At 65.4% G+C, this 14,148-nt stretch carries 15 protein-coding genes and 1 tRNA gene; 7 read left to right on the top strand and 9 right to left on the bottom strand.

The window, feature by feature from the left end; translation table 11 throughout:
- Nucleotides 1-159 precede the first annotated feature (159 nt).
- From P0X85_RS06105 to P0X85_RS06075, 7 genes are all read left to right on the top strand, one after another.
- Nucleotides 160-2,040 carry a cation:proton antiporter gene (locus P0X85_RS06105; protein WP_275810103.1) on the top strand — a complete coding sequence of 627 codons (1,881 nt, stop codon included), beginning with the start codon at nucleotides 160-162 and terminating at the stop codon, nucleotides 2,038-2,040.
- Nucleotides 2,041-2,164: 124 nt separating this feature from the next.
- Nucleotides 2,165-3,910: an arginine--tRNA ligase gene (gene argS, locus P0X85_RS06100; RefSeq protein WP_275810100.1), complete on the top strand. Its 1,746-nt coding sequence runs from the start codon at nucleotides 2,165-2,167 to the stop codon at nucleotides 3,908-3,910.
- 55 nt (nucleotides 3,911-3,965) lie between these two features.
- On the top strand, nucleotides 3,966-4,907 hold the full coding sequence (locus P0X85_RS06095) for an SPOR domain-containing protein (protein WP_275810096.1): 942 nt from the start codon (nucleotides 3,966-3,968) through the stop codon (nucleotides 4,905-4,907).
- A 2-nt stretch (nucleotides 4,908-4,909) separates the two neighbouring features.
- Complete coding sequence (nagZ, locus tag P0X85_RS06090; protein WP_275810093.1) at nucleotides 4,910-5,893, top strand: beta-N-acetylhexosaminidase; 984 nt, start codon at nucleotides 4,910-4,912, stop codon at nucleotides 5,891-5,893.
- An 11-nt stretch (nucleotides 5,894-5,904) separates the two neighbouring features.
- Nucleotides 5,905-6,690 carry a segregation and condensation protein A gene (locus P0X85_RS06085; RefSeq protein ID WP_275810090.1) on the top strand — a complete coding sequence of 262 codons (786 nt, stop codon included), beginning with the start codon at nucleotides 5,905-5,907 and terminating at the stop codon, nucleotides 6,688-6,690.
- On the top strand, nucleotides 6,687-7,373 hold the full coding sequence (gene scpB / locus P0X85_RS06080) for an SMC-Scp complex subunit ScpB (protein ID WP_275810087.1): 687 nt from the start codon (nucleotides 6,687-6,689) through the stop codon (nucleotides 7,371-7,373). The genes P0X85_RS06085 and scpB overlap by 4 nt, the downstream gene beginning before the upstream one ends.
- Before the next feature lie 10 nt (nucleotides 7,374-7,383).
- The gene (locus P0X85_RS06075) at nucleotides 7,384-7,593 is read left to right on the top strand and encodes a hypothetical protein (protein ID WP_275810084.1); all 210 of its coding nucleotides are present in this window, start codon (nucleotides 7,384-7,386) and stop codon (nucleotides 7,591-7,593) included.
- 15 nt (nucleotides 7,594-7,608) lie between these two features.
- On the opposite strand, the gene P0X85_RS06070 is transcribed toward P0X85_RS06075, so the two are convergent.
- The 9 genes from P0X85_RS06070 to P0X85_RS06030 all read right to left on the bottom strand — a co-directional run bounded on the left by P0X85_RS06070 (nucleotide 7,609) and on the right by P0X85_RS06030 (nucleotide 14,026).
- On the bottom strand, nucleotides 7,609-8,109 hold the full coding sequence (locus P0X85_RS06070) for a hypothetical protein (protein ID WP_275810081.1): 501 nt from the start codon (nucleotides 8,107-8,109) through the stop codon (nucleotides 7,609-7,611).
- Nucleotides 8,110-8,245: 136 nt separating this feature from the next.
- Entirely contained in the window at nucleotides 8,246-9,325 is a 1,080-nt protein-coding gene (locus P0X85_RS06065; protein WP_275810078.1) for a 2'-deoxycytidine 5'-triphosphate deaminase, read from the bottom strand.
- A 62-nt stretch (nucleotides 9,326-9,387) separates the two neighbouring features.
- A tRNA-Pro gene (locus P0X85_RS06060) sits at nucleotides 9,388-9,465 on the bottom strand.
- 99 nt (nucleotides 9,466-9,564) lie between these two features.
- Nucleotides 9,565-10,428: a MerR family transcriptional regulator gene (locus tag P0X85_RS06055; protein WP_275810075.1), complete on the bottom strand. Its 864-nt coding sequence runs from the start codon at nucleotides 10,426-10,428 to the stop codon at nucleotides 9,565-9,567.
- Between the two features lie 12 nt (nucleotides 10,429-10,440).
- On the bottom strand, nucleotides 10,441-10,743 hold the full coding sequence (gene ihfA / locus P0X85_RS06050; protein WP_275810072.1) for an integration host factor subunit alpha: 303 nt from the start codon (nucleotides 10,741-10,743) through the stop codon (nucleotides 10,441-10,443).
- 130 nt (nucleotides 10,744-10,873) lie between these two features.
- The gene (locus P0X85_RS06045; protein ID WP_275810069.1) at nucleotides 10,874-11,848 is read right to left on the bottom strand and encodes a beta-ketoacyl-ACP synthase III; all 975 of its coding nucleotides are present in this window, start codon (nucleotides 11,846-11,848) and stop codon (nucleotides 10,874-10,876) included.
- Nucleotides 11,845-13,023 (bottom strand): phosphate acyltransferase PlsX, encoded by a 1,179-nt coding sequence (plsX, locus tag P0X85_RS06040; protein ID WP_275810066.1) that lies wholly within the window; start codon nucleotides 13,021-13,023, stop codon nucleotides 11,845-11,847. The genes P0X85_RS06045 and plsX overlap by 4 nt, the downstream gene beginning before the upstream one ends.
- A 26-nt stretch (nucleotides 13,024-13,049) precedes the next feature.
- A complete protein-coding gene (rpmF, locus tag P0X85_RS06035) occupies nucleotides 13,050-13,256 on the bottom strand; it encodes a 50S ribosomal protein L32 (RefSeq protein ID WP_275810063.1) in 207 nt (68 codons plus the stop codon).
- 203 nt (nucleotides 13,257-13,459) lie between these two features.
- The gene (locus P0X85_RS06030) at nucleotides 13,460-14,026 is read right to left on the bottom strand and encodes a YceD family protein (RefSeq protein WP_275810060.1); all 567 of its coding nucleotides are present in this window, start codon (nucleotides 14,024-14,026) and stop codon (nucleotides 13,460-13,462) included.
- Between the last annotated feature and the right edge of the window lie 122 nt (nucleotides 14,027-14,148).

Below are 14,148 nucleotides of genomic sequence, written 5' to 3'. Positions count from 1 at the left end.
GGGCGCCCCGGTTTAGACCCGCCGGATTGCGGGTGGGCATCTGCTACTTCATCTGAGGCCAGAGGTCAATCTGCACGCTGTGACGTGAGGCTTGGGCTTGCATCCCGGCGTCAATCCTGCCTTCATCCGGGTTCGGTTTAGATTTCAGAGGGTGCGCGCGTGGCTATTCAATCGGTAGGTCTCGATCCTGTGACGGCCTTTGGTCTGGTGGGGGTCTGTGGGGTCGGCGCGCAATGGCTCGCATGGCGGCTGCGGTTGCCGGCCATCGTTCTGATGCTGGCGGCGGGGCTTCTTGTGGGGCCCGCGACCGGAATTTTCGACCCCGCGCGCGATATCGGGGCGCTGACAGGCCCGCTGATTTCACTGGCCGTTGCGGTGATCCTCTTCGAGGGCGGGCTCTCGCTTGATCTGCACCGGCTGGGCGATGCGCGTGGCGGGGTGAAACGTCTGGTGCTGATCGGCGCGCCGCTGGGCTGGCTGACCTCGACGCTGGCACTGGTCTACGCCGCGGGGCTGAGCTGGGAGGCCGCAGCGGTGTTCGGCGGCATCATGATCGTGACCGGCCCGACCGTTATCGCGCCCTTGCTGCGCTCGGCGCGTCTGGCCCGGCGGCCCGCGCAGCTTTTGCAATGGGAAGCGATCGTCAACGACCCGATCGGCGCGCTGGCCGCGGTGCTGGCCTTCGAGGTGGTGCTGGTGCTGCGTGCCGGCCATTCGGCGGGGGCGGCACTGGCCGATCTGGCCGTGGGCATCGGGGCGGCGACCCTGATCGGCATCGCCGCGGGCTATGGCATCGCCTACACGTTCCGCCGGGGGCGGGTGCCCGAATTCATGAAAGTCCCGGTCCTCTTCGTGGCGCTTCTGGCCGCATTCGCGGCGTCGGATCGCCTGCTGCACGAAAGCGGATTGCTGGCCGTCACGGTGATGGGGCTTGTGATCGCCAATGCCGACCTGCCCTCGATGACGGAGCTGCGCCGTTTCAAGGAACATGCAACCGTGCTCCTCGTTTCGGGCGTGTTCATCCTGCTCGCAGCGGGGCTGACCACCGAACAGATCGCCATGCTCGACTGGCGCGCGGCGCTCTTTGTCGTCTCGGTCGTGCTGCTGGCGCGCCCGCTCACGGTGCTGGTCTCGCTCTTGGGAACCAAGCTGCCGATGAAAGAGCGGCTGTTCATCGCGTTCACCGGCCCGCGCGGGGTTGTGCTGGTGGCGGTCGCGGGTCTGTTTGGGCAGCGCCTCGCCGAGGCCGGTATCGAGGATGGCGCGCGGATGGGGCCGCTGGCCTTCATTCTCGTACTGTCTACCGTGGTGCTGCATGGCTTCACGCTCGCCCCGCTGGGGCGCTGGCTGGGTCTTGCGAACAAGGAAAAACCGGGGCTTCTGATCGTCGGCGGCTCGCGCTTCACGACGCAACTGGCCGAGACACTTCAGAAAACCGAGGTGCCGGTGCTGATCACCGATCCCAACCATGCCCACCTGATCCGCCCGCGCGCGGCGGGGATCAAGACCTTTTACGGCGACATTCTGGGCGAGGCCGCCGAGGACAGCGTCGAGCTGATCGCCTATGGGACCTTGCTCGCCGCGACGGATAACGACGCCTATAACACGTTGGTTGCGACCGACCTTGCGCCGGAACTGGGCCGCGATGCCGTCTGGCAGATTGCCCGCGCCAAGGATGACCGCCCGCGCCACACCCTCCCGACCCAGCTGGGCGGGCGCGGCTTTGCAAATGGCCGCACCTTCGAGACGCTCAAAGGGTTGATCGGCGAGGGCTGGCGTTTCCGGGTGACGAAACTCTCCGAGGAATACACGGTCGAGGACTGGAAGGAAAAACGCCCGAATGCGATCCCGATCATGCGGATCAAGCCCAAGGGCGAGCTGCGTTTCGTGCCCAGCCGCGATGCGGTCAAGGGCGAGCCCGGCGCGCGGATCGTGGCGCTGCTGCCGCCCGATGCCTTCGAGGACCCGGCACCTGCGGGCGACACTCTGGGTGCGGGGCCGGTGGCCGAACTCGCGGTGCCCAAGGCAAACCTGCCCTGAGCTTTCATCAAACCCGAAATGTTCAGGGGTGAATGGGCCGCAAGGCCCAGAGGGGCGCGCCCCTCGCGCCTGTTGACGCCGCGCCCGCGCTCTGGCAGGGAAGCGGCAACGAAGGACCCATGCCATGAACATCTTTGCCGATATCCGCGAAGCGGTGCTGACCGCGCTGTCTGATCTCACCGCCGAAGGCACGCTGCCCGCCGGGCTCGACACCGCCAATGTGGCCGTCGAACCGCCGCGCGACCCGCTGCATGGCGATATGGCGACCAATGCCGCGATGGTTCTGGCCAAGCCCGCGCAGATGAAACCGCGCGACATTGCCGAGGCTCTGGCCGGGAAACTCGCCGCCGATCCGCGCATCGAGAGCGCAGAGGTGGCGGGCCCCGGCTTCCTCAACCTGCGTCTTGCGCCCGCGATCTGGGCCGATGTGACCCGCGCGGCGCTGCGCGCTGGTACCGATTTCGGTCGCGCCACGCTGGGGCAGGGCATCAAGGTGAATGTCGAATATGTCTCGGCCAACCCGACCGGTCCGATGCATGTCGGCCATACCCGCGGCGCGGTCTTTGGTGACGCGCTGGCGAGCCTGCTTGATTTTGCGGGCTACGATGTCACGCGCGAATATTACATTAATGACGGCGGCGCGCAGGTCGATGTGCTGGCCCGCTCGGCCTATGAGCGCTACCGCGAGGCGCATGGCCTCGAACCCGAGATTTCCGAAGGGCTTTATCCGGGCGATTACCTGATCCCGGTTGGCGCCGCGCTCAAGGAAAAATACGGTGACAGCCTCCTGAACAAGCCCGAGGCCGATTGGCTGGCCGATGTGCGCGATTTTGCGACCGAAGCCATGATGGAGATGATCCGTGGCGATCTGGCGCTTTTGGGCGTGAAGATGGATGTCTTCTACTCCGAGAAGTCGCTCTACGGGACGGGCCAGATCGAGGCCGCGCTTAAGCGCCTCGAAGACCTTGGCCTGATCTACGAAGGCGTGCTGGAGCCGCCGAAAGGCAAGCTGCCCGAAGATTGGGAAGAGCGGGAGCAAACGCTCTTCAAATCGACGCAATTTGGCGACGACGTGGACCGTCCGGTGAAGAAATCGGACGGCGCATGGACCTATTTCGCCCCCGACATCGCCTATCACTGGACCAAGGTCGAGCGTGGATTTGACATGCTGATCGACGTGTTCGGCGCCGATCACGGCGGTTATGTGAAGCGGATGAAGGCGGCGGTGGCTGCGCTCTCCGAGGGCCGGGTGCCGCTCGATATCAAGCTGATCCAACTGGTGAAGCTGTTCAAGAATGGCGAGCCCTTCAAGATGTCGAAACGCGCGGGCACATTTGTGACGCTGCGCGACGTGGTCGAGCAGGCGGGTGCGGATGTGACGCGCTTCCACATGCTCACCCGCAAGAACGATGCCCCCTTGGATTTCGACTTCGACAAGGTTCTCGAACAGTCCAAGGATAACCCGGTCTTCTATGTGCAATACGCCCATGCACGGGTTTGCTCGGTGATGCGCAAGGCCGCCGAGGCGGGTTGGGACATGTCGGATGCGCGTCTGGCAGGCGCCGATCTGTCGGGCAATACGCACCCGGCGGAGCTGGAGCTGGTGAGGAAGATTGCCGAATGGCCACGCCATGTCGAAATCGCCGCGCGCGCGAACGAGCCGCACCGGATCGCGTTCTTCCTCTACGATCTGGCGTCTGATCTGCATGCGCTGTGGAACCGTGGCAACGAGGAACCGGCGCTGCGCTTCTTCCAGGAGGGTGACGAGGCCGCATCATCGGCGAAAATCGCCCTTGCACGGGCCTCTGCCGTTGTCATTTCCGCCGGTCTTGCTATTCTTGGCGTGACCCCTGCGGAAGAGATGCGCTGAAGCGTGCCGCCGCCGGGAGAGGCAGACAAGCCGGGTGACCGGCGGCGAGGCATGAATGGCGAGCATGAATTACCGCGACAGCGGCGATTACGGTCATGAGGGCGCATATGCGCCCCATTCGCCCATGGGCGAAGCGCATCCCGTCCCTGTCGCGCCCCCGAACCCGATGCAGCGCTGGATCAATCTGGCCGGGGCGGCGACTTCGGTTGCGCTGATCTGCGGTGTGGTGGTCTGGGGCTATAAACTGGCCGTGCGCGATGTTTCCGGCGTGCCGGTGATCCGCGCGATGGAAGGCCCCGCCCGCATTGCACCCGAAGATCCGGGCGGCGATCTGGCTCGCCATGTCGGCCTGTCGGTGAACGCGGTGGCCGGGACCGGCACGGCTGCGCCCGCGCCCAATCAGGTCGCACTTGCGCCCGATCTCGTTGATCTGACCGATGAGGACGTCCCGATGGGCGACATCGCGGCCCTCGCTGTGCCCGAGGTTCAGGCCGAGCCTGAAGCCCAGGTCGAGCCGGTCGCGTTTGAGCCGCCCGCTGCGGATACCCCTGCCGAAGCCGCGCCCGACATCGCTGCGGCCGAGGTCAAGGTCATCCCGGCCTCGGTGCCGGGTGTAAGCCGTTCTCCGCGCCCGATGGCGCGCCCCGCGCGCGATCTGGTGGCCGAAGCGGCTGCGCAGGCCGTTGCCGGCAGCTTTGGCGATCCGGCCCCGGTGAGCGTCGATATCGACCCGGCGAGCCTTCCCGAAGGCACGCGCCTCGCGCAGCTGGGCGCCTTTGACAGCGTCGATCTGGCCAAGGCCGAATGGGGCCGGGTGGCCGAACGGTTCGAGACCCTGATGGATGGCAAGAAGCGCGTGATCCAGGAGGCAAGCTCGGGTGGGCGGACCTTCTACCGGCTCCGCGTGCAGGGCTTCACGGATGTGGCCGAGGCCCGCCGTTTCTGCGCGGCGCTTCAGGCCGAGCAAACCAACTGCATCCCCGCTCTGGTGCGCTGACCGTGGCGGCCAGCGCGACGATCCTCGGCTGTGAAGGGCTGACACTGTCGGCGGACGAGCGCACTTTCTTCCGCGATGCGTCCCCTTGGGGCTTTATTCTCTTTGGCCGAAATATCGAAACACCCGAACAGGTTACGCGCCTGACTTCATCCTTGCGCGAGGCTGTTGGCTGGGATGCGCCGATCCTGATCGACCAGGAAGGTGGCCGGGTCCAGCGCTTGCGCGCGCCGCATTGGCGCGAGTGGCTGCCGCCGCTTGAGCAGGCCCAGCACAGCGCTGATCCGCGCCGTGGCCTGTGGCTGCGCGCGCGGATGCAGGCGGAGGAACTGCGCGCGGTCGGGATTGATGTGAACTGTGCGCCGACCTGCGACATTGCGGGGCCGCGCACCCATCCGTTCCTGCGCAACCGCTGTTTCGGCACAACGCCCGAGGCTGTGATCTTGGGCGCACGCGCGACGGCCGAGGGACTTCTGGCCGGGGGCGTGCTGCCGGTCATCAAGCATATGCCGGGCCATGGCCGCGCCGAGGCCGACAGCCACAAGGACCTCCCCGTGGTCGATGCGCCCGCCAACGATCTGCGCGAGAGCGATTTCGCCCCGTTCCGGGCGCTGAATGACCTGCCTCTGGGCATGACGGCACATATCCGCTTCACTGCCTTTGATGACGCGCCTGCCACGCAGAGCCCGCGCATGATCGGGCTGATCCGTGATGAGATCGGTTTTGACGGACTCCTGATGACCGATGACATCTCGATGGAGGCGCTCTCGGGCACCATTGGCGAGCGGGCGGCCGCGTCGATGCGGGCAGGCTGCGATCTGGTCCTGCACTGCAATGGCGCGCGCGACGAGATGGAAGCGGCTGTTGCTGCCGCAGGGGCGATGAGCGATGCGGCAAACACCCGCGCCGAGCGGGCTCTTGCCCTGCGCAAGGGGCCGCAGGCGGTTGACATGGCCGCGCTGGAAGCCGAACTTGAAGCACTCTTGTGAGTGCGGAGCCTATGGCCGAAACCGAAATCAACCTGTTTGACAGCCAGAGCGTGGCGGAGCGGCTTCAGGCCGAGGCGCTGATCGTCGATGTGGACGGGTTCGAAGGACCGCTGGATCTTTTGCTGACGCTCTCGCGGACGCAAAAGGTCGATCTGCGCAAGATTTCCGTTCTGCAACTGGCCGAGCAATATCTGGCCTTCGTCGACAAGGCCAAGGCGCTGCGGATCGAGCTTGCCGCAGATTATCTGGTGATGGCGGCGTGGCTTGCGTTCCTCAAGTCGCGGCTGCTCTTGCCTCCCGATCCCGAGGCTGAGGGTCCAAGCGCCGAGGATCTCGCCGCGCACCTCGCCTTTCAGCTTGAGCGGCTTGAAGCGATGCGGCAATCGGCGGCGCAGCTTATGGCGCGCGATCAGCTTGGTCGGGATACCTTCGCGCGCGGTATCGGCGAAGAGGTCGAGCGGGTGCGCAAGGTGACCTACACAGCCTCGCTTCTCGATCTGATGCAGGCCTATGCGCGCATTCGCACCCGTGACGAGTTCCGCCCCTATGCCTTTGATCGCACGAATGTTTTCACGATGGAGCAGGCGCTTGACCGGATGCGCGGGCTGATCGGCTTTGCAGGTGACTGGACCGATATCGTCAGCTACCTGCCCGAGGGCTGGGGCGGCGATCCGCGCCGTCGCCGCTCGGCCACCGCCGCGACATTTGCCGCCTCGCTCGAACTGGCCAAACAGGGCCAGATCGAGATCCGCCAGTCCGAGACCTTCGCCCCGATTTCGATCCGCAGGAAGCCATGACCGATACGCCCGAGACCGAGAGCCCCGAGGCCGAAGACCATCCCCGCCGCAAGCGCGAGAAGACGCTGTTCGAAGCGCCGCCCATCGCGGAACAGGAACGCATGGTCGAGGCAATCCTCTTTGCGAGCGCCGAACCCGTCACGCTGCGCGAGATGGAAGAGCGGATGCCCCATGGCTCTGACCCTGCCGAAGCGCTAGCCTATCTGCGCAAGCGCTATGAGGGGCGGGGCGTGCGCGTCGTCAAGGTGGGCGACGCCTGGGCGATCCGCACCGCGCCGGACCTCGCTTTCCTGATGCAGAAAGAGACGGTCGAGACACGCAAGCTCAGCCGGGCTGCGATCGAGACACTGGCGATCATCGCCTATCACCAGCCCGCCACCCGCGCCGAGATCGAAGAGATACGGGGCGTAGCCGTGTCGCGCGGCACGATCGACCAGCTTCTCGAAATGGAATGGATACGGTTCGGCCGCCGCCGGATGACGCCGGGACGGCCCGTGACCTTCGTCGTCACGCAGACGTTCCTTGACCATTTCAGCCTCGAGTCCGCGCGCGATCTGCCGGGTCTCAAGGAACTCCGGGCGGCGGGGCTGCTGGATAGCCGTGCGATGCCGGGGTCGGAAGGGCCGGGCGACGAAGAGGACGAGGCCGATCCCGACGGTCAGTCCGAAATGTTCGAGGATTGAGGAGACCGGGATGAACTTGAATCAGATCATCAACATGGTCATCCGCATGGTGATGCGCCGTGGGATCAACATGGGCATCAACAAGGGGATCGACCTCGCCGCGCGCCGGGGCAAGGCGCCGAGCGCCATGACCCCTGAAGAGCGCAAGCAGGCACAGCAAGCCAAGCAAACCGCCGCCAAGGCGCGCAAGGCTGCGCGCATCACCCGGCGGTTCTTCTGAACGCTGGGGCGCGCCCTATTGCGGATTGTCGGTGTCGCCCGGTGTGATGATCGACGGGGTTTCACCTTCGTCCACGACCGGCGCGGCCCCGCTTGGTGCGTCGATATCGAGCGAATGGATGCCGACATAGCCTTCCCAATCGTCACGATAGATATTCGCGCCGATATTGGCATAGTCGCCCCACAGCCCGACATTGCCGAAAAGCCCCTTGGTGCCCCAGCCAATCCCAAGCTCGCCCATCAGGTCGTCATCGCCCGACAGCCCGCTCAGTTTCACGTTGCGAAAGGCCACGCCGTTGCCCAGCCCGAAATGCGCCGAGAGCTTGCCACCACGGGCATCGCCATCGGACTCGGTCTTGATCCGGGCCACGCCGAGCACGCCTTCGAGGCCGCTCGACCCCTGGCCGAAGACCCAGTTCACCCCGACAAATCCCTTGGTTTCGGTTTCGCTCATGCTCTGTGCCGAGACAGCCGCCGCGGCCAGCATGATCGGAAGACTCAGAATAACAGTTTTCACGAGAACCTCCTTCAGACTATCCTTTGGATATATCCAGAAGGCATGACGCGCGGGGCGCTGTCAAATTTACGTGGGGTTTTTCCGCGAAAAGTGAATTGAATGGTCAAAAAAACGGCATAAACCGCCGATGTAAAGCCTATCCGGCGCGGAAATGCTTGGCGAGCTTGAGGCCCTGTCCCTGATAATTCGACTGGATGCCCGCGCCATAAAGACGCTCGGGTCGCTCGGCCATTCGTTCATAGACCAGCCGCCCGACGACCTGCCCATGTTCGAGCACGAAAGGCGCCTCGTGGCAGCGCACTTCCAGAACGCCGCGCGAGCCCGTGCCGCCCGCCGCACCATGGCCAAAGCCCGGATCGAAGAAGCCCGCGTAATGGACGCGGAACTCGCCGACCATCGCCAGATAAGGCGCCATCTCGGCGGCAAAATCGGGCGGGATCGTCACGGCCTCCCGCGAGACAAGGATATAGAAGGCGCCCGGATCGAGGATGATGCGCCCGTCCTTGGTGCGGATTTCCTCCCAGAATTCCGACGCGGGGTAATGCGCGATGCGGTCGAGGTCGATCACGCCGGTATGGGGTTTCGCGCGATAGCCGACCAGATCGCCCGCCTCGGGGCGCAGATCGACCGAAAACCCGAGCCCCGCGTCGATCACGGCCTCGCCGGAGACAAGGGGTTCCTCGGCGTGAAGGACACGCAGCTCGGTGTCGCTTAGCGCCGCCTGCCCGGCGCGGAAACGGATCTGGTTGAGCCGCATACCGGGCCGCACCAGAACCGAGAAACTGCGCGGGCAAATCTCGGCATAGAGCGGGCCGACATAGCCCTCGGGGATGCGGTCGAATTCGGTGCCGTCGTCGGTAATGACGCGCGTCAGCAGGTCGAGCCGCCCGGTCGAGCTTTTGGCATTGGCGACCGCCGTCAACCCGTCGGGCAGGGCGAGCGATTCCATGAGCGGCACGAGATAGACGCAGCCCTTCTCGAGCACAGCGCCATCGGTCAGGTCCATGCGGTGCATCTCGAACTCTTCAAGGCGCGCATCGACGCGGCGGCCCTTGCCGGCAAGGAAAGAGGCGCGGATGCGATAGGCCACGCGGCCAAGCCGCAGATCAAGGCTCGCAGGCTGGATCTGTTCCGGAATGATCGGCGTTTGCGCGGAAATCTCGCCGCGCGCGATCATCGCTTTGAGCACCGTATCGGGCAGCACACCCAGCGTCATGGCTCAGCTCTCCTTGGATACACGAACGCCCACCCCTGAAAAGGGATGGGCGTTTGTCGTGATGGTCGGGCCGGCGAGATTCGAACTCGCGACCTTCCGCCCCCCAGACGGACGCGCTAACCAGGCTGCGCCACGGCCCGACGAGCCGCATATAGAGGCATCGGGGCGGTGGGTGCAAGCGGCAAAACGCATCTTTTCTCGTCCCTCGAATTTTCGCGGTGCGATCCCGCGGGTCGGGTCTATTCGCCGCGCGGACGGGGCGCTTGGCCGAGCTGCGCGCGGAGCGCGGCAAGCCGCGTCCGGGCGTTGGCAAGCACACCGATTTGTTCGGACGAGAGCGCGTCCGGGGCAACCGCGCGAAGGGCGCGGGCCACGTGATCGAGCGCGACCACATCGCTTTCGGGACTGTCTTGCGCGGCGGTGGCGGCGGCGGTGGTCGTCGGTTCCGGTTCCGGTTCCGGCTCACGACCGACCATCAGGCTCACGACCTCGCCACGTGGCTCGGAAAGCTCTGGCTCCTCGGGTTCCACGTCCTCGGCCATCGGCGCCTCGGGCACCGGCTCATCGAAAAGCGAGGGCTGGTTCCAAGGGTCCTTGGGCTTGCGCGAGGTCCCGGACGCGGCCAAGGGCACAACGGTCGGGGCCGCTTCGGGGGCGGAGTAGGGCGTCTCGGGGGCTGTATCGTCCGGGTCCTGCGGGAAAGCGGCTTCCGGTTCCGCCGATTCCGGTTCCGGCGCGGGGGCCTCTGGCCAGTGTGGCGTGGGCGCGGTTTCGACCGATGCGGGGGAGGCCTCAGTCGATTCCGCGGCTGCCTCTTCGTCACCCAGCGTCACCGGCCCGGCCAGAGCCGCCACATGGCGCACGCCGTCCTCTTTGAGGATTTTCTGCACGCCGCGGATGGTCAGCCCATCCTCATGCAGAAGCTTCTTGATCCCGGCCAGCAACTCGACATCGGCGGGGCGATAATAGCGCCGCCCGCCCGCGCGCTTGACGGGTTTGACCTGTGTGAAACGGCTCTCCCAGAATCTCAGAACATGGGCCGGCGTGTCGAGCACTTCGGCCACCTCCGAGATCGTCCGGAAGGCGTCGGCTGATTTGGGCATCCGCCGCCCCCGTTACTGCGCGTTGCCCTCGGCGACGCGGTCTTTCATCAGATGCGAGGGGCGGAACGACAGCACGCGACGCGGGCTGATCGGAACCTCTTCGCCGGTCTTCGGGTTGCGGCCCATCCGCGACGCCTTTTCGCGCACCGAGAAGGTGCCGAAAGAGCTGATCTTGACGGTTTCGCCAGCAACCAGCGCGTCGGACATATGTTGCAGCACGCTCTCGACGAGCGAAGCCGATTCATTGCGCGACAGACCGACCTCGCGGAACACCGCTTCGCTCAGATCCATTCGCGTTAGTGTCTTGTCGGACATGTAATCCCCCCGGATTGTTTTCGCAACGATGGGGCGAGAAAAATCCCGAGTCAATATCAATGGCTTGCAAGCCGTTGTTCAGACAGGAATTGCGGCGGGAATTGGCGCAAAAAGCCGGTCGGCAGGGCGATTACCAGCGCAAGACCACCGCGCCCCAGGCCAGACCGCCACCAATGGCCTCGGTGACGATCAGATCGCCGTCCTTGATCTGGCCGCGTTCGCGTCCGATCGACAGGGCGAGGGGAATCGATGCCGCCGAGGTATTCCCGTGGTCCTGAACGGTGACAACGACGCGATCCATCGGCACCTGCATCCGCTCTGCAGTGGCCGTGATGATGCGCAGGTTGGCCTGATGCGGGACGATCCAGTCCACATCGCCGCCCGACAGGCCCAGCTTGTCGAGCGCGGCATGGGCCGTCTCGGCAAGCTTCTGGACGGCGTGGCGGAACACCTGATTGCCCTGCATCCGAAGATGCCCGGCCTGACCGTTTGAGGACACGCCGCCATCGACATAGAGCAACTCGCGGTAGCGCCCGTCAGAATTGAGATCGGTGGCCAGCACGCCGCGGTCGGCATTGGTGCCCGACCCGGTCGCCGCTTCGAGAATCAGCGCCCCTGCACCATCACCAAAGAGCACGCACGTGCCCCGGTCGGTCCAGTCCATGATCCGCGAGAAGGTTTCCGCGCCGATCACCAGCACGCGCTCGGCCTGACCCGAGACGATCAGCCCGTTGGCATTGGCCAGCGCGAACACGAAGCCCGCACAGACTGCCTGCACGTCATAGGCGAAGCCGCGCGTCATCCCCAGACCGGCCTGAACCATCGTCGCAACGGACGGGAAGGTGAGGTCCGGGGTCGAGGTCGCCACCACGATCGCGTCGATTTGGTCGGCGGTCATCCCGGCATCTGCCAGCGCCGCTTCGGCAGCCTTTACAGCCAGTTGCGAGGTCGTTTCGCCCTCGGCGGCGAAGTGGCGCCGCTCGATCCCGCTGCGCGAGCGGATCCATTCATCCGTAGTGTCAAGCGTCGCCTCGAATTCGGCATTCTCGACGACACGCTGGGGCAGGTAATGCCCCACGCCGCGGACCACGGATCTGGTAATCATGCATTCGCCTCGTTCTGGGTCTCGGCCTCGGGAAGCGCATCCTGCCCCGAGACTGCCGCAGAGGCAACCCGCGCCGCGAGACGCGCGCCAAATCCCGATTGCGCCAGCTTCACGGCCATTTCAATCGCCGCGGCGATGCCGGTCGCATCCGCCGATCCGTGCGATTTCACCACCGTGCCGTTCAGGCCCAGAAACACGCCGCCATTGGCCCGGCGCGGATCGAGGCGCGCGGACAGCCGCTTGAGCGCGCGCATCGCCAGCAGCGCGCCGAGTTTCGACAGAGGCGAGCTGCCAAGCGCTTCGCGCAGCAACTCGCTGGCAAGTTTCGCAGTGCCTTCGCCGGTCTTGAGCGCGACATTACCGGTAAAACCGTCGGTCACGATCACATCCACGCGCGAGGAGGGAAGGTCGGTGCCCTCGACAAAGCCGATGAATTCGAACTGACCCGCTGTCTCATTGGCGGCAATCAGCTCATAGGCGGCCTTCAACTCGGCGCGGCCCTTGTGCTCTTCTGTGCCGACATTGAGCAGACCCACGCGCGGACGTTCCAGCCCAAGCGCGTTGCGGGCGTAGGAACTGCCCATCAACGCATAGGTCAGAAGATCGGGGGCATCGGCCTTTACGTCGGCCCCCATGTCGAGCATCACGTTGAACCCAGACGGGTTGCGCGAGGGCCAGAAGGAGGCAATCGCGGGACGGTTCACGCCCGGAACCTTGCGCAGGCGGATCATCGAGATCGCCATGAGCGCGCCGGTATTGCCGCAAGACACCGCCACTTCGGCCACGCCTTCGCGCACGCTCTCGACGGCGGACCACATCGAGGTGTCCTTGCCGCTGCGCATCACTTGGCTCGGCTTGTCCTCCATCGTGACCACGCAGTCGGCATGGCGGATGGCGCAAACGGCACCAAGCCCGCGGGCCTCGACCAGCGGGCGCAGCATGGGCTCTTGCCCGTGCACGATATAGCGGATCGCCGGATATTGGCGCGCGGCCAGAGCGATTCCCTCGATCACGGCCTCGGGGCCACGGTCGCCGCCCATCGCATCGACGGAAATGACAATAGCGCCGGCAAAAGCCAGCGCCTTGTCGTCGATACGGGTCTCGATATCGGGACGCGCTGCGTCAGAAGACGCCTCGCGGCCAGAGGCCTGCATGTGGTCCTGCGCTTGCGGCATGACGTGCGGGCCCCCGGATACCGGGCTTACGCCGCGTCGTCGTCCAGATCGATTTCGGCGGCCTGTGCCACCACTTCGCGGTCGTCATAGTGACCGCAAGCGCCGCAAACGTGGTGCGGGCGCTTCAGCTCGCCGCAGTTCGGGCATTCCGCGGGGTTCGCGGCAACAAGAGCGTCATGCGCGCGGCGCATGTTGCGGCGGGAGCGCGTAACTCGGTTCTGAGGGACAGCCATGTCACAACCTCGGGTGTTCGGGGGCGTTACAGCCCTGATTTTCCTGGAGTTTCGTCACTGGCGCCGCAAGGCTGACCGGGTGCGAACCCAAACTTTGAATGAGGCCGGGAACATACTCGGATTCTTTGATGGTGCAAGGTCTTTCTTGCAGCTTTTTCAAATGCACCGTTCCGGCCCCGGCGCGATGCGCCCAGACGGCCCCTTTAGTCCTTGTTTTCCTTGGATTTCAAGAGGTCCGCAAGGTTGGCGAAGGGACGCGTATCCTCGTCGCGCAGGGGCGCTGTGCCGGGCTCGGAGGCCAGCGCCTCGCCCAGTTCGGCCCCCGGCGCACGCGGGAAAAGCGGCAGCGCCAGCTCAAGCGCCTCGAGTGCCACGGCCGCGAGGTCGATCACGTCGCCCAGGGGTTCCGCGCTGTCATCCTCGGGCATTTCGATCTCGTCGCCCTTGGGCATCTCCATGCCCGCGACATAGCGGCGGGTCACGGTTTCGCTGAGTTTGGTGGTCACCGGCTCCAGCGTGATCGCGCAAGGCTGCACCACTTCGGCCTCGAAACTTGCGCGCAGGTCAAAATCGTGCCGACCGGCCGGGACGATCTCGCCCTTGAGCCGCAGGGAGTTGAGCGCCGAAATATCGGCCCAATCCGCAATCGCCCCGGCGGTCCCGGCATCGGGCGAGAGGTCGAACCGGGTCGGCTTGCGGCCGGGCAGGTCGGCCACACGCAGCGGCTTCGACCAGGGAAGGGGGGCGGTGGGCTCGGGCGCGCGGGTCATGGGCTTCCTTTCAGGCTGCCCGGTCCAAATGCCCTTTTGCGTCCAACGCGCTTGAGGGCCGGGCCGGGTTGATGTAATCGGGATAAAAGGCCGAAGGCAGTGAGGCAAGAGGGGGTATTCGT

Origin of the sequence: Pseudothioclava nitratireducens (genome assembly GCF_029210495.1) — a bacterium.
GTDB classification, from domain to species: Bacteria; Pseudomonadota; Alphaproteobacteria; order Rhodobacterales; family Rhodobacteraceae; genus Pseudothioclava; species Pseudothioclava nitratireducens.
Note: the sequence above shows the minus strand (reverse complement) of the source record. Positions and strands in the feature narration are given on the sequence as shown.